The organism is Bacillota bacterium (genome assembly GCA_013178415.1).
GTDB lineage: Bacteria > Bacillota > SHA-98 > Ch115 > Ch115 > Ch115.
The window spans coordinates 31,464-51,224 of the sequence record JABLXA010000008.1 but is presented as its reverse complement, the minus strand read 5'-3'; the positions used below and the strand labels follow the sequence as shown (position 1 = coordinate 51,224).

Sequence of the window (19,761 nt, the reverse complement as noted above, 5' to 3'; positions counted from 1 at the left end):
TCGAAATATATTGGGTAGTTTATCCAATGACTCCCTTCACGGTGTTTTTACGCGCCATGACGGAGTTGCAACGATTTATGACGTGATGAGATATGACTGCCCTGACTATGCAGGGGCGAGTTTGGGGTTGGGAACAGGGCTTACTAAACAAGAAAGGTATGGATTTGCGGTGGACCGGCGGTGCGTTTTTTCAACTTTTCAACAGAATCTGTGGCAGAGCCCCCTCTCGGGGGGGGGGGGGGGTAACATCTCTCGATAGCCCCTTTTCAACAATTCTGCACACCCATAGACTGTACCCCCATCATGAGACGCATAGTAAATGGTCATACCCAAAGCATGACTTCCATTACGAATGTTACAGGTGTGTTGGGTATGACCATTATCTTTTTGCGCCCAGTAAGGCCCCCAGACGAGACCCACCCTAGGAAGCACTGGCCCATTCTTGAGACCTCATCGGACAACAACAATAAAAAGGGGGGAATTGTTCGTGATAAGACTTAACGGAATTAGGAGCAAGCTTATCCTAGGGTTTCTTGGGGTACTAATCATAATGGGCATTTCAAGCGGGATACTCTATGTTCAACTCTCCCGGCAGAACAGAGAACTCGATCGCCTCATGGGCGGGAGCCTCCAACACCTACTGCTCGCTCACACCATAAAATTTCAAGACCTTACGCTGGCCCACGCAGTTCGCGGCGTTTTGATCGACCCTGAAGATCAAAACGAACGCGCCCGGTATAATAGCGTAGGTGAGGAACTCGATAAGAACCTGAAAGATGCCGAAGCGATGGCCATGACCCAGGATGACCGCAATAGCTTCAGACGCCTTGAGGAACTCAATCAGCAGCTTGTCGCCCTCGAGGCAACTATGATGCAGGAAGCCGGGACGAATCGCCAGGGTGCTGTGGACACTTACAAGGGGCAGTATACTACCTTACGTAACCAATTTGCAAAGGAACTCGAGGCTTTTGTTGAGCGTCAAAACGCGGAGATGACAGGCCATGCTCAAGCGGTGCTTTCCGCAGCAAGACGGTCACAAACCATAGCCCTTATTATAATAGCCGTAGCTATCCTAATTGCACTTCTAATTGGCCTGCAGATCTCCACCGGCCTGGCGCGACCTATCATCCGGCTCATGCAGGCCGTGGAACTCATAGCCAAAGGGGATCTCACCGTAAGCACCAAATCCGGTTCTACAGACGAAATCGGTAGACTAAGCAGTGCCTTTGCTGAGATGGTATCCAGCCTTCGTCATCTTATCAAGCAGGTAACCGATTCGTCAGCACAGGTGGCCTCCATGAGCGAGCAGCTATCCGCCAGTGCCGAGGAATCTGCAAAGGCGGTCCAGCAGATCTCGGAAACAGTGCAACAAGTGGCATCAGGCGCTCAGGAGCAGAGCCAGAGTGTGGCAAACAGTGCGTCCTCTGTTGAACAACTCACCCAAGCCATAGCTCAGGTGGCTAAAGGCGCTGAGACTCAAATGAATGGCATCCAGACGGCATCCAATATCATGATGAAAACAGATGAATCGTTAAATGAAGTCCTGGGCATGCTCGAAAAGGTGGGGGCAGCATCAAGCAAGAATGCCAGGTCAGCGGCTAAAGGCAGCGATTCCGTCAGGAATGTGATAGCGAGCATGGAGAGAATAAGGAGCACCACAAACGACATTGCAGAGAGGATAAGAGAGCTTGACTCGCATTCCCGTGAGATCGGCAGGATCCTCGAGGTCATAGATGACATAGCGGAGCAGACGAATCTTCTCGCACTCAACGCTGCAATAGAGGCTGCGAGGGCAGGAGAGCATGGCAGGGGCTTTGCTGTAGTTGCGAATGAGGTGCGGAAACTCGCCGAACGCTCCTCCAAGGAAACCAGGGCTATTGCGGATCTCATAGAAAGAGTAAAACAGGCCACACAAAAGGCTGTGGCGGCAATAGATGCCGGGATCAATGAAGTTGAGACAGGGAGCGCCGTGGCCCAGGAGGCGGGCAGTGCCTTAGATGAGATATATGAGGGCGCAAGTGGAGCCGAAAAACTCGTCGGCGATCTTATCTCCTCCGCCAATTCACTAAAAGAAGCAGCCCTCAATGTAAGTAAGGCCATAAGTGAGATAGTGAGCATAGCTGAGGAGAACACGGCAGCAGCTGAGGAGATGGCGACGAGTGCAGAAGAAGTGAAGAAGTCGGTATCGAGCGTCGCGGCGGTATCCGAAGAAAGCGCCGCTGCAGCGGAGGAGGTCTCGGCCTCCACAGAAGAAGTAAATGCCTCCATTCAGGAGATGTCGGCCTCTGCGGAATCCCTTGCAGACATGGCGCAGAAGCTCCAGGAGCTGGTTGCAGGGTTCAAGGTTTGATAACTCCTAGGGACTCTGGGTATACTCTTCCGCCCCACCCACATGGTACCCGGGGCCCTTATTCTCGGTTCGAGCCAGTCTCCGGCTATCGGCAACGTAGACTAAGAACATGTCAGGGAGGGACGCTCTAAATGCTGGAACACCTCTTTTCAGAGCTGGCCAACATGCAGTATAGTAAAGGGTTGCTGGAACAAGCCTTCCTTTTGACTCTCACCGCCCTTATGGACCTTCGTGACACTCATACTGCCAGGCATTCCAAGAATGTCGCTGATCACAGCGAAATAATCGCCAGGGAGATGGGACTCCCCATTGATGATCAGAAGGCTATCTATCTTGCGGGGCTCCTTCATGACGTAGGAAAGATCGGGGTTCCAAGGTCCTCCCTATCTAAACCTAGCAAACTCACCGATGAAGAACTAAAGGAGGTTCATAAACACCCTATCCTGAGCTACGAGCTTATTTCCGAAATCCCCGGTTTCAAAGGTATAGCGGAGATTGTCCTGTATCATCACGAGCGTTACGATGGCCATGGATATCCTCATGGGATCAAGGGGGAGAAGATACCTCTGGGCTCGAGGATCCTCTGCGTAGCCGATAGTTTTGATGCAATGGTTTCCGAAAGGGTGTATAGGCATGCCATACCCGTTCCTGAGGCCATATCAGAACTGGAACAATGCGCGGGCACACAGTTTGACCCAGAGGTAGTGCTCGCATTTTGCTCCTATTTGAGAAAGAAGGCGCTTTCAGCCTGTCTCCCGCACATGGGCTCATATGACCACGAAAAGACAAACTCAAGAGGAGGGTAAGAGATCTTAGTTCGCGGAACAGTCCAGGTGAGCAGGCTGTATGAAGGCCTGCTAAGGAGAAATCCACAAAGAGCCATGTCATTACCCTGTTGGGTAAGTATGACCGCGCCTACCCCACCGGTTGGCAATCTAAACGCTACCGAAAGAGCCTTGCTATCCTTTCCGTGAGAGATTCGATACCCTTGACCGGGTTGGGAACCGGCATCCCGATGGCCTGGAGGAGGCTGATCGTGAACCCGAGAAGCACAAGAGCAATAAACAACGCCAGTTCCCCCCATTGCCTCTCCCGAATAATATCAGGCGCCTCATAGGCAACGATTGCGATAAACGAGATAACGAGCAATACAACAGACACAGGCGTCCTCCCCCGAGTTACCTCTTGATCCTCGTACTCCTTATTATGAGGCCCGACCTTCTCAGTTTAGCCTTTACTTCAACCTGGATATTAATGCAGCGGAACTCCTCATCCCACCGGTCCTTGAGCTCAAGCCACTTTTTGGGATTCCTCCGGTTCAGCTCGGCCCCGAAGCCGAATATATCGGAGTCGAGTTCTTGGGCTTTGGCCACAGCAGCCATAATCTCATTCCTGATCACAGTAGCCATCCTTCGTTCCATACTGGTCCACACTTCTGGGGATTTGAGAGGATCGAGGAACCCCTGTATATCGCCTAAATTAGCTTCAGCCTCAACCTTTATGGTGACCGAAACCCTGCCGTCCTTGATTTCGGGTTTGAACCCGCCTTTTGCCCTCAGGATTTCAAGCCCTATGAACCTTTCCTCTTCACCGGGCTTTTTGATTACAATGATACCGCTCCTCACTTTACCCATGACCCAGTTGAACCCCCTGGTCTCCGGCTTGTTGAGCCAGCCCACCAGCTTGTCGTCTTTGAAGACCGCAGCCCCGGTTATTCTGGCTGACGCTCCTATTTTCTCCCTCTTCAACTCACCTCTGATATCAAATTCTTGTGGCCTGGGTATGATCTCCGCCCGGATGGCAATTGGATCTATCCCCTCTCCCTCGAGCTTTTCAAGGAAATCTATCAACATGCTTTCGCCAATTGTGGATAGCCCCATCCGACTACTTTGAACTATGCCCATGGCTGCCTTTGCGGGCATTCTTTCCAGCTCAAACTCGGTCTGCAAAAGATCCGATGCCTTGGCGCCCTTCGCTACTACTATCCACGCCCGTTCACGTGTTCCGCCATCACGGGCGAACCAATCGATAACATCTCGAACACCCTTCCGTGCAAGTTCCTCACCTATCAGGATAAACCGGTTATGCGCCCAAAACAGCCACCGTGGCGACTGGGAGAGGAAATTTCGCACGGCTTCAAATACTGTATATCCCGTGCTGCTCACGACCCAGAATGGCTTCTCTTCCATGGCTCCCCCTCCTGCTTGTCCGCTCCCCATAGCAAAGGGTTTTGCTATATGAACTGTCAGCTGAACCTTGCCTTCCTCCCTGGCCTGGTCAACACCAACTGCCATGACAAAGCCCAAGGTCTCGATCTCTTTGCGGCTCCAGCACCCAGTCATAGTGGTCATTATCGCTGTGAGCAGCATAATGGCACCTATTCTCAGCACTCGTCCTATTGGCATCGGGTTCACCTCCTCATATGGAGCGGGAGCTTGCCTCGCATAAGAGCGGCCAGGTATAAAACAGCCGTTGTGCCCAGTGTGATAACGAGGGAGTAGATTCCCCAATTTCTAAACTCAAAGAACCGCTGCATATCTACATAGCTCTCAAAGAATAGGATGCCAAACGCGGTAGCCATCGCCCCGATGGGATATACAAGCGGCTGAAACCGGGAGATGCCAAATAGCTGCGCCAACCCTACGGCGCTTGCCCACAAGAACAGGGCAAGCTCAATCCCGGAACTCAGGGTCCAGGCCCCCATTGTGATGGCCTCGATCCTCTCCAGGAAATCGGCGATGCTTATCATCCTACCCAGGCTGTAAGCCGGCATTGCCAGCCCCGATACCGTCGGCCCAAAAACCGCCACCAGGACCGCTGCAAGCCATGTTATCAGTAGCCCGCTAACGAGGACCGCGTACACGGAATACCGCGCCGCGTCCTTTGGTTTATTCAGGTATGGTATGATCATGCCCAGGACGATAAACTGCATGAAAAAGGAGATGGCTGTTCCTATTGGCTCCAGAAGTGGTCGAAAGCCCCGCGATAGAACTGGGGCCAGGTTCTTGAAATTCATTTCATCATAAGGGAGGATAAACATGAGTATCAGGAAGAAGAGGACGACCCAGACGCCATTTTCGCCCATCCGGCCAACCACCTCGAGCCCATTTCGAGCCGCATTGGCTGCCAGGAACACCATCACGATCATAAAGACCAATATCGGTGTTTCTGGCATGATAGCTATAGTGTAGGCATCTCCGAACGCCCTTGCCACATCAGCAGCGGTGCCGATCCAATATAGTATCAGGACGAGCCCTACAAGCTTTCCGGGATACTTACCTAGAAGCGCTTCGCTGTATTCTATAATCGTCTTATCGGGGAACCTCAAGCCCAGATACACGACGAACAGCACGAAGGGTATTGACAATGCCATCGCGAGCAAGCTGGCAATCCAGGCGTCCTGGGGTACTTGAATCCCTGTTATCGTAGGAAATGTAATGGTCATGGGTACTATCCGGCTTAAGACCAGCATTGCCGCAAGTTGCCTTCCTGATATCTTCCCACCCTCGACCTTGCTCATTTGCCGCCCTCCTTATCTTCCAGGTGATGAACCTCTTTTTCTTCGCGAGAAGGCGGCTTTGGCCTGAGGCCGGGGGCCTGTCTAACTGGCTCCTTATTCCCCACCGATCTGGGCCTGGTGCCGAGAGCCCACCATGGGACCCTAATCAGGGCATCTTTAAGGTCGGAAAGTACTATCGGTGCAAGCGGCTCGAGGAACGGCACTCCAAATGACCGTAGAGCAGCCAGGTGGATTAACAGGGCAAACATCCCGGCCACTACGCCAAACAGCCCGAATGCGCCTGCCAGGACTACCAGAGGGAACCGCAGCAGGCGTACACCGATTGCAAGGCTGAATACCGGGGTGGCAAATGAGGCAATCCCCGTGAAGGCCACAACCATAACCATCGCCGGGGATGCCAGGCCTGCACGCATGGCCGCCTCCCCGAGCACCAGGCCCCCTATTATGCTAACGGCTGGGCCAACTAACCGCGGCAAACGGACCCCGGCTTCGCGCAAGACCTCAAAGATCAACTCCATTATCAACGCCTCGATCGCAGCTGGAAACGGTATGCCTTCTCTTTGAGATGCAATACTTAATATGAGGGGGGTGGGTAACATCTCCTGGTGGAAGGTCGTTACAGCTACATACAATGAAGGTAAGGTCAAGGAGATGAAGAATGATGATATCCTGAGAAACCTCACTGCGGACCCGATAAAATATCGCTCGTAATAGTCCTCAGGGGCGGTGAGGAACATAGTGAACGTGGCCGGGATGATAAGGGCGAATGGCGTGCCATCTGTAAGCAGGGCGATCCTGCCTTCTAATAGGGCTCCTGTCACTCTATCCGGCCGTTCAGTTCGCAGGAGCGTCGGGAAAGGAGAAAACGGTGCATCCTCAATGAATTCCTCGAGATGGCCGCTTTCCTGGATGCTGTCGACATCAATCCTGGTGAGCCGATTCCTGACTTCCTGCACGATCCTGTCGTTAGCCAGTCCAGAAATATATGCGATTGCAACATCAGTCTTACTTATACGCCCGATCTTCAATTCCTCGATCCAGAGTCTCGGGTCTTTGATCCTGCGGCGTAAGAGGCTGGTATTCGTGCGCAGCGACTCGACAAACCCTTCTTTCGAACCTCTAATAGTGGACTCAGTAGTCGGCTCCTCTACGCCCCTATGCTCCCAAGCGCGTGTATCGCAAACCAATCCCCTTGTGATGCCATCGACCAAAACTCCGCAATCCCCGCAGGTGACATGGTTGATGAATTCATCGAGCGAATCGACTTCCCTGACGCCGCTGGCGGAAAGAATGCGGTTCCTGAGATCCACGTACGCTTGTTCTGGGCTGCCCCATTCATGGTTTATGTCAGTGATCTGCTCTATTATAGTCTTCGAGGCCAGCAGTTTGTCACAAAGGCCGTCTATGTGAACGATAAGTACAGAGATTTTCCCTTGATCACCGGTCTCCAGTTTCCGTAAGACAAGGTCGGCGCTATTGCCGAACGCAGCTTTGATCCTCTCCTGATTGACCCGTAGCCTGGAAGATATCTGCTCCTCAACAGGGCCCATGGAAGCCTGACCCAAACCTTGCCTGCGCTGCCTGCGTTGAAAGAGAAGCCGCCACAGACTCCTGAGCATGATCCGCCCACCTCCGCCTTCAGGAAATTGCTGCACCCATGTTCAAAATCATCCCACATAAAGCCAAATTGTCATTAATGATCAATTTTCCCTGGAATGGTTAACTTTATGTGTATTACCCATGTTCTACAGTAAAGGACGTCTTCGAGTGTATCGACGACTCAGAAATGCCGGAACATTGATGCCTTTTGCGACATACTGCGTGTCATCCTATCAGTCTTGATACTACCGTTTACAGAATTTACCTTGAATTCTTGTCCTCTCAAATATATAATTAAAAATTAGCAACATCAAAATTCCTATTCTCATCACAGTCTAGTGGCTATTGCCAGCGAGGGCGAGATGCCACGCAGTCGCGGGTCGCCGCGGCCCAATTCTGCGAGGGTATGGGAACAGGCCCCAAAGCCGTAGTGCCATACCGTATCTGACAGCTAGCGCAGACAAGCGGCACAATCAAGCGTATCACGAGTGGCGTGTGTTTTTGGATAAATTATATGTAAGAGAGTCACCCGTCCTTTCCGTGCGGACTCTAGTGCACACAGGACAGGTATGAATGAACATACTTTGCCATCATAATATCGGCATGTGGCGTCTCGTCCCTCCAGGGCTATCTTGTCCGCTTCTCTCGGAGAACTTATCCATAATTCCGTCATAATCTATGAAAGGCCGGTCTGAGACTCGGACAGTTCTCCAGGGGATGTCTACAGATTGACGAGGGAGGCGCTTAACATGAACATAATACTGTTAGCAGGAGGAAAAGGGACGAGACTCCACCCATTAACACAGGATATTCCAAAACCTATGGTACCTGTGGTCAATCGTCCCTGGCTCCACCATCTTGTGGAGATCGTAAGTGTCTTATCAGCGTCAAACATAAGATGTGCCGTCCATTATCGCTGGGAGATCATCAGGGATGTGTTGCTGTCGCGGGTCAAAGGCGGAGTGCCCATTGAGCTTGTGCTCGAACGCGAAGCTCTTGGAACTGGAGGTGCCATTAAAAACGCCGCACAGGGTATAGATGAAACCTTCCTGGTCCTGAATGCTGACATAGTACCAGGTATAGATTTAAGAGATCTTTTGAGGTTTCATAGAGATAGTGGAGCGGTGTGTACTATTGCCCTGACCAGGGTAGAAGACCCGAGCGCTTACGGAGCAGTAGAACTATCCAAGCAAGCGCAAGTCCTCCGGTTCATAGAGAAACCAGCGCCAGGGAAGACATCCAGTAACCTGGTGAACGCGGGGATATATATCATGGAGCCCAAGGTTCTGGACTATATACCCGCGGGCCGTGCAGTGTCCATCGAACGTGAGGTATTTCCAAAGTTGATTTCAGATGGATTGAAGGTATGTGGCTTTGCTTCTGACGCTTACTGGAATGACATCGGTACCCGCAGTGGATACCTTCGCACACACTGGGACATCTTAAATGGCAGAATGGCCCTCAGATTCCCCGATTCGAGCTATATGCGCGATCCGGGCCAGAACATCTGGGTCGCGCATGGAGTCCACGTGGAGCCGGGGGCGCGGCTGGTAGGGCCCATCTTCATTGGCGAGGGGTGCATGATCCGGTCGGGCGCGACTGTTGGCCCACGCGCCGTGTTAGGCCCACATGTTAAGGTTAACACCGGCGCTGTCATCAGAGATAGTGTGATCTGGTCTGGTGCCCATATAGGTGCCAATTCATTGATCGAGGAATGTGTCGTGGGGTTTAATACCATAATAGAGGACAGCCGCACCGCAAGGGCTGAACTAATACGTAGCCATAAACTGTGGGAGAACAGCACGACACTGGTGACGGTTTAACCGGTTGGTTTCGAAAGGGGGAGCTTACCACGAGCATGGGTGTCGACTCTCGTCTGATGATAGCATGTCTTTCTACGTACCCGCCCAGACGGTGCGGAATCGCTACCTTTGCGGCAAATCTTATACAGAGCACCGGCACGAGGCAGAGTCGTCCCTGTTTTCGAGTCATTGCCATAAGTGACGTGCCTGGCCATTACCAGTATGGTCCGCATGTAAGTCTTGAAATAAACAGGGATGACATTAGCGATTATGAGAGGGCAGCGGATTTTGTGAATGAATTTCCATTCGATATGGTAAGCATCCAGCATGAATTCGGGATCTTCGGCGGGGAGAATGGTTCTTATCTCATTGAATTCCTTCGGAGGGTTAGAAAGCCAGCAGTGGTGACCCTTCACACCATCCTCGCCGAGCCTGACCTCGAGAAGGTCGAGGTGGTCAGGGCTATAGCCCGGCGTAGTAGCACCCTGGTGGCCATGTTGAGAAAGGGCATTGATATACTCGAGGACCGGTATGGCATACCCAGGCGTAAGGTCGTCTTCATCCCGCATGGGGTCCCGGCCATACGTGCCAGGTCCCGGGACGAGATCCGGAGGAGCCTGGGACTAGAGAAGCGCAAGGTGATATGTACATTCGGGCTCATAAATCCGGGCAAAGGCATTGAGTATGTGATAATGGCCCTACCAGACGTGGCAAAACAGTTCCCTGAAGTCCTTTACCTGGTGCTTGGTGCCACTCACCCTGAAGTCAGGAAACTGTATGGGGAGAGCTACCGCGAGGGTCTGGTCAAACTAGCCCACGACCTTGGGGTAGGAGCTAATGTTAGGTTTGTTGATTCTTATCTGACAGAAAGAGAGTTGGTGGAATATCTTCTTGCTTGCGATGTCTATATCACCCCTTATGTGGGCCGCGAGCAAATCACCAGCGGGACGCTTGCCTATGCGCTAGGACTCGGTAAGGCCATAATCTCCACACCTTACTACTATGCCGAGGAAATGTTGGCTGGTGGCCGGGGCATTTTGGTGGAGTTTAGAAACCCGACAAGTATCTCCGAAGCGCTATTAAGGGTATTCTCCTCCCCAGATCTTAGGGCCAGCATGGAGAGGACTGCAGCGGCACTCGGGGCTAGCATGTCATGGCCCATTGTTGGCGAACTCTACGTCAAGCTTTTTGAAAATATATGCACCCGGCGCAGGTCAGCGACCATGGCGGGGGTTCGGGGGACGGTGAAGTAGACCTCAAATGCATAATAAGAATAATAAGGGGACGGAATTCCCAATCTTAAGGCTTGACCATCTCATAAGGCTTACGGATTCAACAGGGATAATCCAGCATGCTCGATATACATTACCAGATTTTGCTACAGGCTACACAACTGATGATAACGCGCGGGCGCTGGTTCTGGCGTTAAGGCTACTTGAACCAGGCGCTCCACCAGTTGAGATGGAGAAGGTCCTGGAGTTGGCTGAGCGCTATATGAGCTTCCTGGTTTATGTCCAGCGGCCTGACGGCAAGTTTCATAATTTCGTCCATTATACCAGGGATTTTGCCGATGAGGAAGGCTCTGAGGATGCTTTCGGACGGGCGATGCTTGCCTGTGCCTATGCGATGACCCAAGATAATCATAAGGGAATATCTATGGCTTCAAAGGCAGTCTGGGACCGTGCCGCGCGCTGGATAAGTAAGGTTTGCTCGCCCCGGGGTAAGGCACATCTCATACTGGCTGTCGCCCGACTCCTCACTTTTCAGCGCAGCCGCACTAGTGAGGTGTCGGAGCAGGAGCAACCGCTACCTCTGGTAGAGTCGCTTACAGGGCTTGCGGATGGGCTGGTACGGCAATACCGGGCCGTTTCTGCTCGCGACTGGCAGTGGTTTGAGGATTATCTCACCTATTCAAATGGGATCATGCCGGAAGCCCTCTTCTGGGCCTACCGGCATACAGGTAACCAGGATTACCTGGATATCGCTACTGAAAGTCTTGAATTCCTGACCTGGATAAACTTCAGGCACGGGAAACTGAAACTTGTCGGTAACCATGGCTGGTATTTCAGAGGTCGCAATATGGGGCAGTTTGACGAACAGCCAGTGGACGCTGCCCACATGGTTGAGGCCTATGCCGCGGCATACAGGGCCACCGGGGAGGAGGAATACCAGACCCGGATGATCAAAGCATTTGAATGGTTCCTTGGTAAGAATATACTTGGCGTACCGGTATATGATGAAGAAACCGGAGGGTGCCATGACGGGTTGACACCCAGTGGGCCCAACCTCAATGAGGGCGCCGAGTCTCTACTGAGTTACCTGCTATCTTATGTGACTGTCTATGAAAACCTGGATGAAGCCCGTATTGCAGAGAAAACGGCCTGAACAGGTTATAGCCAGCAAGCCTTCCCGTGCCCAGCGATATATGGTCACCTTGCTTACTTTCAGCCGATCCGCTGCCTCCTGTATGGTCACCCATTCTGTTGCTTCTGCCACTCTGCATCACCCTCTCTCATATAACCGCCGCCAGAAGGTTTGTAACCTGAGCCTGTCCTCTGTGCCTGTTATCATCATAGACCTGTAGGGTCTCTAGCTTTGCGTGCCGGGAAAACTTCTGCGCAAGCCTTACGCTGCCATTGGTAAGCTCCAGGGCCTCCGTTATCGCGCTATGCCGTATCATGTATGGAGATATTGGCTTTGATATGCCGGCCTGTTTGCAAAGGTCACAGAAAAGCCTTAAAGCAGTGATTTCAACATAGAGATTTGGACTATCAGCAGTAATGCGCGCCAATGAAATCTTAGATAACCGCCGATGACCTTAGCCGACAAGGCAGGGGGATGGCAGTGGATTCTGCCGCGTTGGAAGCTGTTCACATAGAAAGTCCAGTGCCCAATAACATCATTCACCTTGCCATGGAGTGTCATTCCGATGAATTATCGATATCATTAATTTCTGAGAAGGAAAATCACATACAATATGGAATAAGAATAAGTAATAAACCTACAAATACAGGTCCTCAAAAGCACAGGAACCATCTCCGTGCTGGATGAACCTGATTCAAAGTCTGAAAACCTCGGTGCCGCGCAAATGAAAGCGAGTGAGAGATTTGAGTTCTGTTAGAAAGTCCGAAAGGACATTTGATAAGATCCCTATTCAGAATTGCATAGCTCGTTTGAGAAGCGCATATCCATCCCTTCGGCCCGCCGAAAAGCGAGTTGCTGATGAGCTCCTGGGTAATCCCGAGGGAGCGGTCAACCTGTCCATAACCGAGGTGGCAAAAAGGGGAAATACTAGTGAGACCACGGTGATCCGCCTTATGAAACTCTTGGGGTATAAGGGGTTCCATGAGTTCAAGATAGCGTTGGCGAAAGAGACACCCTATACAGAGATGAATATCTACGAGCAGATACGCCCCGCCGACAAGCTTGAAGATGTAGCTTTCATGTTCTTTCAAACCACTATCCGTGCGTTGAGCGATACTTTTAGTCTTTTGCAAGTGGATGAGCTCAAACGAGCTATTGAGGCAATAAACAAGGCCCGGCGGGTCTACTGTTACGGAGTTGGCGCCTCGGGACATGTAGCAATTGAAGCTCAAGATAAGTTCCTTCGGATTGATGTGCCTGCATGGGCTTTTACGGACTCACATTCCCAGGTATCGTCAGCAGCCATGATGACACCAGAAGATGTAGCCATTGGGATATCTCATTCGGGACGGACCAGAGATACCATTGAAGCTCTCGCGCTTGCCAAAAAAGCTAGCGCCACCACTATTTGTCTGACGAGCGATCATAAATCACCCATAACAGACGTTGCGGACATCTGCCTGGTAGCAGTATCAGGTGAGACTTTATTGAAGGCAGGCAAAACGATCTCCTGGCTTTCCCAACTTGCGATGATAGATCTTTTGACTTTGGGGGTTTCCACCCTCAGGCAGGAGAAGGTCCTGAGAATGTTGGAACGGATGGCTGAGGCAGTAGCGGACAAGAAGGTGAAATAACTGATGTCTGGATGGAAAAATCCGCAGCAAAGGAATGGGAGATGAAGGCTGACCTACGCGGAATTTCGAGCGGAGGCTCTGTGAACCTAAATCTACAGAAGGGATTCCCACTTATATAGCAGCTTTTGTAAGAAAATCACATCCATACTTCGCGGAAAAGCCTAAGGGAGGTATCACTAATGAAATTGACCCTCGCAGAAGCCTATTCAGAGCTATCCATTAATACCATTCGGAGGATTTATGAGACCCAGGGAACAGCCATCGAAAAGGCCGCAGAGAAGATTGCAGATTCTCTCCTAAATGGCGGGATACTTCATATCTTTGGTAGTGGGCATTCCCATATGATATCTCGAGAGATCTTCGGGAGGGCCGGACAATTAATCCCGGTGAGCGCCATCGTTGATGGTTCAGCGGGAAAGGCTGAGAGGTGTGAGGGTTATGCAGAGATGCTGCTTCGCTATTATGACTGGCGTCCGGGGGAAGTCGTAATAGTTGTATCGAATTCCGGGCGCAACCCGCTCCCCATTGAAGTGGCCCTTAAGGCCAAAAAGGATGGCCTCACGGTCATAGCTCTCACCAACATGGACCACACAACGAGGGTTACTTCGCGTCATTCAAGTGGCAGAAGACTTTTTGAGATTGCAGACATCGTAATTGATAATTGCGCTCCCTATGGAGATGCAGGAATTGAGCTTCCCGGTACGCGGCTCAAAGCTGGTCCCCTTTCGACAATAGCAGGCGTTGCCGCCATTAACATGTTGATGCTTACCGTTATGCAGATATACCTCGAACGCGGGGAAACCCCTCCGATCAGTATTAGCGCAAACCTTGATGGATCTGACAATAGAAATGTCGAACTGCGCCGTAAGTACATGAGCCGCATCAGATTTGAATAGACAAGGCTGTAAGGGGTAATTGACATGGAGTGGGTAATGGGAGTCGATGGGGGCGGGAGCAAGACTCGCTTTGTGGCGTGCAGCCTGGATGGCAGACTATTATGCAGGAGCATGGCGCAAGGGATAAACCTCAGAACCTGGTCCCCAGAAGATGCCATAAAACACTTGAATGGTGGGTCACGTGATCTGATCAGTGCTGCGCACCTGATTCCCAGTAGCTGCCATTACGTCTACCTTGGGATAGCTGGGGTTATCGGTAGCGGCTGCACGGATATATATGAAGAAGCCCTCAGAGCTCAGGGTTACAATTGCCACATTCAGATAGAAGGCGACATTCGATGCGCCTGGGCTGGCGCAACCGCTTTTGGCAATGGGATTGTGGTGGGATCAGGCACAGGATCCTTTGCTTATGGGGAAGACGAACATGGAATGAGTCATCTTGCCGGTGGCTGGGGGCACCTCTTTGGGGATGAAGGGAGTGCATATGACCTCGGTCGCATGGCACTGGTTGCGTGCTTCAAGGCTTCGGATGGGAGAGGGCAATGGACTCAGCTGGCAAAGATGGTGAGGGACGAGCTCAATACAGATGACCTCAGGAAGGCGGCAAGCACTCTCCGCGCCAGAAGGGATTTGGTTACTACCGTGGCGCGTCTTACGGTTCTTGTGTTCAAGGCGGAAGAGATGGGCGACCCTTTGGCCAAATCCATTATTCAGCGGGCAGCCAGTGAGCTTGCAGAGGCAACCTATGCTGTCTGGAAGAGCGTTTTTCCAGATTTAGACGCTATCAGGGTTTTTCCCATTGGATCTGTCTTCTCGAACCAGCCGAGGTTTGTCAGCGAATTCTCTAGGGCTCTTGGCTGTCTTTTGCCGGGAGCTCAAGTGTCTTTGCCCAGATTCACTCCCGATATTGGTGCTGGACTTATCGCCTTGAGGAATACCGTCTCTGCTTCGGAATGGCAAACGGTGCTTTGCAACCTTGAAGTAAGCATCAAGACTAAGGGGAATGAGCGTTAAAACCGGGAATGGAGGGATCTGATTTGTCATCTTCCCCAATCAAACTCGGGATTACAAGACTACTTGAAAATCCTCTGCGGTATCTCGGAAAGGCGAGAGTTGGTCTTGTCGCCAACTATAATGCCATCGACGAGAGGGCACGTCCTATTATCAGGCTTTTACATGAGTGCCCAGATATACACCTTACCGCTTAGACGATCATAGGCACCGGGGAGGGGCTTATTACCCTCCCTTCCTTATTCTCTTATCCGCCCGTTGACAAGAAGGAAAAATGAGGAGACCACTGGAAACAATCCTGGGAGGAGATCGTAGTGATAGATATGAAAAGGGGACACATAAACCGCGTCAAACTCGGGGTCGACGTGTTGTTCGACGAAATGTCTGAACTCTTGAAAGGGAAAAAAGTTGGATTCATTGGGAATCAGACATCCGTGGACGAGGATCTGACTCATACCGCGGACGTGCTTTATGAGTCTTCAGAGGTACAGCTGGTCGCCCTGTTCGGGCCTGAGCATGGCTTTAGGGGGGCGGCTCGAGGCAAAGTCGAATCCTATATTGATGAGGCCACAGGGCTTCCGGCATATAGTCTTTACGGGGAGACCTACAAACCCACCCCGGAGATGTTGGAAGGCATAGACGCGTTAGTCTTCGACATCCAAGATGTTGGTGTACATTTCTATACCTATGAATCTACCATGGCTTACTGTATGGAGGCAGCGGCCCAGCAAGGTATAGAATTCATTTTAATGGACCGACCTAATCCGATAGGTGGCGAGATCCTCGAGGGGCCAATTCTTGAGGAACCATTCAGGTCATTTGTGGGTGTTTATCCTGTCCCGATACGACATGGATTGACCCTAGGGGAGTTGGCACAGCTATATAATGTAGAATTTGGCATCAATTGTAAACTCACGGTAATCCCTATGCAGGGATGGAAGCGGTGGATGTGGTTTGATGAAACTGGGCTGGGCACGTGGGTAATGCCATCGCCCAACATGCCAACTCTTGATACGGCGATAGTCTATCCCGGTACCTGTCTGTTTGAAGGTACCAATGTGTCAGAAGGTCGAGGCACCACAAGGCCATATGAGATTATAGGGGCGCCATACATTAATGGAAGCAAGCTGGCCGATGAACTCAATTCGCGGGATCTTCCAGGTGTGAGATTCAGGGCTGCCTACTTTATCCCCACCTTCTCGAAATACCAGGGAGAACTGTGTGGTGGAGTGCAGTTGCATGTACGAGATCGGAATACGTTCCGGCCAGTTGCCACTGCCCTCCATATGATAGAGGCCATCAGAAAGCTCTACCCAGATCAATTCAGATTTGACCGTCAGGCCCAGGATGGGAGGAAATCCTTCGACCTCCTGGCCGGCACTGATAAAATCAGGATCCAATTTGAGCAGGGTGCCTCCGCATATGAAATCGTGACAACCTGGGGAGAGGACCTGCAGAGATTCGATGGGTTAAGGAGGAAATATCTTATCTATCATTGAGCCTTGATCTTACCATTGTATGCCGAATGATGCCATCTGACAGGCAAAAGAGGCTTCCGAATCGCCAGGGAGCCTCATCCTCGGGCCAAAATGCTCGGTCACGCCTATGACAGTTTTGGGGTAGATGCCCATTATCTCTTCAGTCTCGTCCATGTTATTACTTCTTTGAGATTCATTCCTTCTGTAATATATTTGTAACAGGAGTTCTTATGGAATCGGGAGCCATTCCCTTAGCCCAACTTCCGCACTCAGAGCACTGGAACCCTTGCGGTACCTATGTTCTTTGTCAAATTACGTCACTATCTTACGACCATGTCTTTACCGGCTTGATCATCCGGGGCGATATGCCTAGCGCCTCATAGATAGCAAGATGCTCAGGATCCGGTTTGGCAGCCTTCCTAATCCGCAACGTGCGACCATCTGAGGTCGGCAATACCATTGTCACAATCTGATGGTTGGTCAGCGATTCCCGCACGGTTGCCCAGCTCGTGTAATGCCCTCTGTCTTGTAGCGTCTTCTCTATGGCAAGAGCAGGTGATATGCAAGCACGCACAAGAAGATGTGAGTCTCTACCCGGTTTTTCAACTGATGAAAGATCGGTCTCTCAGCAAGGGGGCTCTTCATGGCCCGAAATGCTGACTCTGCCCGTGTCAGAAGAGGATACACACGCCAGATCTCTTCAGCGTCTATGTCCTTGCGATCTGTCCTGAGCAAATATCCACCATCCAGACTTTCTACAGCTACCGTCAATGATCACCAAGAAAGGATCCGACCTGCTTCACATCAAGGAGCTGCAAGGCCCCTTATATAAATTGTCTGTCGACGAGAAAGGTCATCTTATGAGATTATTATCAGCTCATGGTCTGTAATTGAGGGGATATCAAAACTAGTCCACCTATCGCCGATTTTTGCTTTCATTTCGAGACCTATTACCCGAAGACAGACTTTATCACCAACAACATCTTGCGGAAGTCGCACACTCACGCGGATTGGGCCCACTGAGATCAACTCATGAACAGGAGCAAGCCAGGTTTCAGCATTGGTGAGGTTCACTAAATGCAGGATTAGCCGCCCCGGTTGCTGGTATAAATGGCAATCAATCAAACCTCTTCCCTCAACCTTCAGAGGTATGTCGTCCCTGGAGGCCCAACGGATCAAGTTAGCAAGTAGGTGTCCATGATCAGGTAAATTATCCCTGCCATAGCAACGGTCAATATCAGCAGGTAAGTATGCGACCCGCCCACCGTTTCCTAATTCGTTAATAATCAACCCAGGAAGAGTGGTATTTGGAATCCGCATCCAAGCTGTCTCAGGTGGATAAATCGGAAAGGCTGGAACAAACGTCAGTAAAACCTTGGAATTTGCATCGGTAGATACAACTTCTAGGCGCCCTCCAAATGGTAAGATGTCTGTTTCATCGAACCCTTCTAACACTGGATGTCGTCCTTGTGTGATCGATGGTTCTGTACCAATACGCGGCCCGCAGACCTTCCCTCGTAATTCCGGGATGAGCCTGAGGTAAGTATGCCCACTCCAATCGTCCCAGCTATTTCCCTCTGATGAGTGAGATCCAAGATGGGTCCTGAGAGAGTGCGCGCCAAATAAATCAGCTAAGGCGAAATCATCCCTCGGGTCTCCCCATTCGTCGTAGAGACTGGTCTCGCCTGTAGCAATGAGCGAGCCACCTCGTTCCACAAATCGCCGGATGCTTGCGCACTGGGCATCTGACATCGCTCCAATGTTGGGTAGGATAAGTACAGAGAGACTCTCACAATCCTGTTCGATACGATCAATATGTACAGGAAGATATGGGATGCGCGCTCGGATAAGAGCATTCCTTATACCCCGCCAGGGAAGAGAAATCCGAATCTCCGCATCATCGCGACCATAATAGTCCACATTCCGCTGACTCCAAACCACACCGACAGTTGCAATAGGATGACGATTTGCCAGATACTGCTCGTTTTCTTCATGCCAACGGAATAACGGCTCAGCTGTACGATACTGGCGGCGATCCTCATGATAGGCACCTATATGATGCCACCATGGTTGAATGGTACCGGCAAATCCTTCTAACACCCATAGTCGCGCTTCGGGTTCGGGTTTACTTGCCACGCGAAATGCAGGGCGTCCAGCCTGATACATGGCCATACTTTCTGGTATAATCTTATCCCAGCCTAGCAATCCATGTATTAGCTTCCCAGCTTCCCCATTGCTCTGGAACCCATGAGCGTTGTTACGCGCTTGGAAATCCAGGAGTATTACCTCAGCGCGCTCACAGATGGCCTTATAGTCCCGAAAACGGACGCTCTCCGAAACCATGTCTCCACCGACCATTCCGATCCACAAACAGTCCTTCCCGCCAGCGTCCTTTGTTATTTGATTGTTCAAGTCCCAGACTTCCAGCCGGCGTGCGTAGTTCCACTCAATCCACTTTCGGTAGACAGGACTCTCCCAATCCTTTACTTTAGGCAAATCCATCCCAGTTGCCTTCCGGAAGCTCCGAGCACAGTTGTCACAGTAACAGATGTGATTTCGATCTAGCCCACTAAAGCTGTTATCAGCGATACCTTCAGGATGGCTACGTTCGATAATCTCTCGAATGATTGCAGGAAGGTACTCCTGATAGTACCCACTGTTAATACAGGTAATGTAAAGATCTCCTGCCTTATACGGGTTCCCAGCTGCGTCAATTGCGCACCAATCCGGGTGTTCAATGTAGAAGCGTTCATGGACACGGTTGGAGTCCATACGGGCGAGAACTGCCAGCCCCTCTTCATGGGCAGCACACACGATCTCGCCATACAGGTCGCGCTCCCCGAGATATAGTGCTCGATGGACTTCAGGGTATCTACTGGGATAATATGCCACAATTCCGCCTGCGTTGACGATAATACCTTGTACCCGTGTACGGCGCCAGTGCTCGCGCCACCAGTCAATGTCATATCGAATGGGATCTAGCTCAGTTATATTGGTTTGCCCCCATCGATAGACGCGCTTATACCAGGGCAATTGATTTTCATTATTCATGGCCTTTTACCCCCGATTTTTGGAGATTATCCAACCCTCGCAAAACGATATCACTC

Annotated in this window: 20 protein-coding genes; 10 read left to right on the top strand and 10 right to left on the bottom strand. The window is 51.2% G+C overall.

Going from position 1 to position 19,761, the window contains the following annotated elements; translation table 11 throughout:
• The first annotated feature begins 487 nt into the window (after nucleotides 1–487).
• Nucleotides 488–2,350: a methyl-accepting chemotaxis protein gene (locus tag HPY52_08360; protein NPV80276.1), complete on the top strand. Its 1,863-nt coding sequence runs from the start codon at nucleotides 488–490 to the stop codon at nucleotides 2,348–2,350.
• Between the two features lie 221 nt (nucleotides 2,351–2,571).
• Complete coding sequence (locus HPY52_08355) at nucleotides 2,572–3,156, top strand: HD-GYP domain-containing protein (GenBank protein NPV80275.1); 585 nt, start codon at nucleotides 2,572–2,574, stop codon at nucleotides 3,154–3,156.
• A gap of 136 nt (nucleotides 3,157–3,292) precedes the next feature.
• On the opposite strand, the gene HPY52_08350 is transcribed toward HPY52_08355, so the two are convergent.
• The 4 genes from HPY52_08350 to HPY52_08335 are packed head-to-tail and all read right to left on the bottom strand — an operon-like array spanning nucleotide 3,293 to nucleotide 7,420.
• On the bottom strand, nucleotides 3,293–3,511 hold the full coding sequence (locus HPY52_08350; GenBank protein ID NPV80274.1) for a hypothetical protein: 219 nt from the start codon (nucleotides 3,509–3,511) through the stop codon (nucleotides 3,293–3,295).
• 17 nt (nucleotides 3,512–3,528) lie between these two features.
• Nucleotides 3,529–4,755: a Ger(x)C family spore germination protein gene (locus HPY52_08345; protein ID NPV80273.1), complete on the bottom strand. Its 1,227-nt coding sequence runs from the start codon at nucleotides 4,753–4,755 to the stop codon at nucleotides 3,529–3,531.
• Nucleotides 4,756–4,760: 5 nt separating this feature from the next.
• Complete coding sequence (locus HPY52_08340; protein ID NPV80272.1) at nucleotides 4,761–5,870, bottom strand: endospore germination permease; 1,110 nt, start codon at nucleotides 5,868–5,870, stop codon at nucleotides 4,761–4,763.
• Complete coding sequence (locus HPY52_08335; protein ID NPV80271.1) at nucleotides 5,867–7,420, bottom strand: spore germination protein; 1,554 nt, start codon at nucleotides 7,418–7,420, stop codon at nucleotides 5,867–5,869. The genes HPY52_08340 and HPY52_08335 overlap by 4 nt, the downstream gene beginning before the upstream one ends.
• A gap of 798 nt (nucleotides 7,421–8,218) precedes the next feature.
• On the opposite strand from HPY52_08335, the gene HPY52_08330 reads away from it, so the two are divergent.
• The 3 genes from HPY52_08330 to HPY52_08320 are packed head-to-tail and all read left to right on the top strand — an operon-like array spanning nucleotide 8,219 to nucleotide 11,656.
• Nucleotides 8,219–9,292 carry an NDP-sugar synthase gene (locus tag HPY52_08330; GenBank protein NPV80270.1) on the top strand — a complete coding sequence of 358 codons (1,074 nt, stop codon included), beginning with the start codon at nucleotides 8,219–8,221 and terminating at the stop codon, nucleotides 9,290–9,292.
• A 35-nt stretch (nucleotides 9,293–9,327) separates the two neighbouring features.
• Complete coding sequence (locus HPY52_08325; protein NPV80269.1) at nucleotides 9,328–10,524, top strand: glycosyltransferase; 1,197 nt, start codon at nucleotides 9,328–9,330, stop codon at nucleotides 10,522–10,524.
• Nucleotides 10,525–10,531: 7 nt separating this feature from the next.
• Nucleotides 10,532–11,656: a glycosyltransferase gene (locus HPY52_08320; protein NPV80268.1), complete on the top strand. Its 1,125-nt coding sequence runs from the start codon at nucleotides 10,532–10,534 to the stop codon at nucleotides 11,654–11,656.
• Here HPY52_08320 and HPY52_08315 read toward each other — a convergent pair.
• On the bottom strand, nucleotides 11,594–11,767 hold the full coding sequence (locus HPY52_08315) for a helix-turn-helix domain-containing protein (protein NPV80267.1): 174 nt from the start codon (nucleotides 11,765–11,767) through the stop codon (nucleotides 11,594–11,596). The genes HPY52_08320 and HPY52_08315 overlap by 63 nt on opposite strands.
• Nucleotides 11,768–11,783: 16 nt before the next feature.
• A complete protein-coding gene (locus tag HPY52_08310) occupies nucleotides 11,784–12,062 on the bottom strand; it encodes a tyrosine-type recombinase/integrase (protein ID NPV80266.1) in 279 nt (92 codons plus the stop codon).
• 307 nt (nucleotides 12,063–12,369) lie between these two features.
• Here HPY52_08310 and HPY52_08305 point away from each other — a divergent pair, with 307 nt between their 5' ends.
• The 5 genes from HPY52_08305 to HPY52_08285 all read left to right on the top strand — a co-directional run bounded on the left by HPY52_08305 (nucleotide 12,370) and on the right by HPY52_08285 (nucleotide 16,675).
• Nucleotides 12,370–13,269, top strand: coding sequence for a MurR/RpiR family transcriptional regulator (locus HPY52_08305; protein ID NPV80265.1), 900 nt, complete (start codon nucleotides 12,370–12,372; stop codon nucleotides 13,267–13,269).
• 179 nt (nucleotides 13,270–13,448) lie between these two features.
• Nucleotides 13,449–14,165 (top strand): SIS domain-containing protein, encoded by a 717-nt coding sequence (locus tag HPY52_08300; GenBank protein NPV80264.1) that lies wholly within the window; start codon nucleotides 13,449–13,451, stop codon nucleotides 14,163–14,165.
• Nucleotides 14,166–14,189: 24 nt separating this feature from the next.
• On the top strand, nucleotides 14,190–15,179 hold the full coding sequence (locus HPY52_08295; protein ID NPV80263.1) for a hypothetical protein: 990 nt from the start codon (nucleotides 14,190–14,192) through the stop codon (nucleotides 15,177–15,179).
• A gap of 23 nt (nucleotides 15,180–15,202) precedes the next feature.
• On the top strand, nucleotides 15,203–15,373 hold the full coding sequence (locus HPY52_08290; protein ID NPV80262.1) for a hypothetical protein: 171 nt from the start codon (nucleotides 15,203–15,205) through the stop codon (nucleotides 15,371–15,373).
• A 117-nt stretch (nucleotides 15,374–15,490) separates the two neighbouring features.
• A complete protein-coding gene (locus tag HPY52_08285) occupies nucleotides 15,491–16,675 on the top strand; it encodes a DUF1343 domain-containing protein (GenBank protein NPV80261.1) in 1,185 nt (394 codons plus the stop codon).
• 9 nt (nucleotides 16,676–16,684) lie between these two features.
• Here HPY52_08285 and HPY52_08280 read toward each other — a convergent pair whose 3' ends face one another.
• The 4 genes from HPY52_08280 to HPY52_08265 all read right to left on the bottom strand — a co-directional run bounded on the left by HPY52_08280 (nucleotide 16,685) and on the right by HPY52_08265 (nucleotide 19,705).
• A complete protein-coding gene (locus tag HPY52_08280; protein NPV80260.1) occupies nucleotides 16,685–16,828 on the bottom strand; it encodes a hypothetical protein in 144 nt (47 codons plus the stop codon).
• A 151-nt stretch (nucleotides 16,829–16,979) separates the two neighbouring features.
• Entirely contained in the window at nucleotides 16,980–17,150 is a 171-nt protein-coding gene (locus tag HPY52_08275; protein ID NPV80259.1) for a hypothetical protein, read from the bottom strand.
• 44 nt (nucleotides 17,151–17,194) lie between these two features.
• Nucleotides 17,195–17,425 (bottom strand): transposase, encoded by a 231-nt coding sequence (locus HPY52_08270; protein ID NPV80258.1) that lies wholly within the window; start codon nucleotides 17,423–17,425, stop codon nucleotides 17,195–17,197.
• 87 nt (nucleotides 17,426–17,512) lie between these two features.
• Entirely contained in the window at nucleotides 17,513–19,705 is a 2,193-nt protein-coding gene (locus HPY52_08265) for a Tat pathway signal protein (protein NPV80257.1), read from the bottom strand.
• Nucleotides 19,706–19,761: the final 56 nt, after the last annotated feature.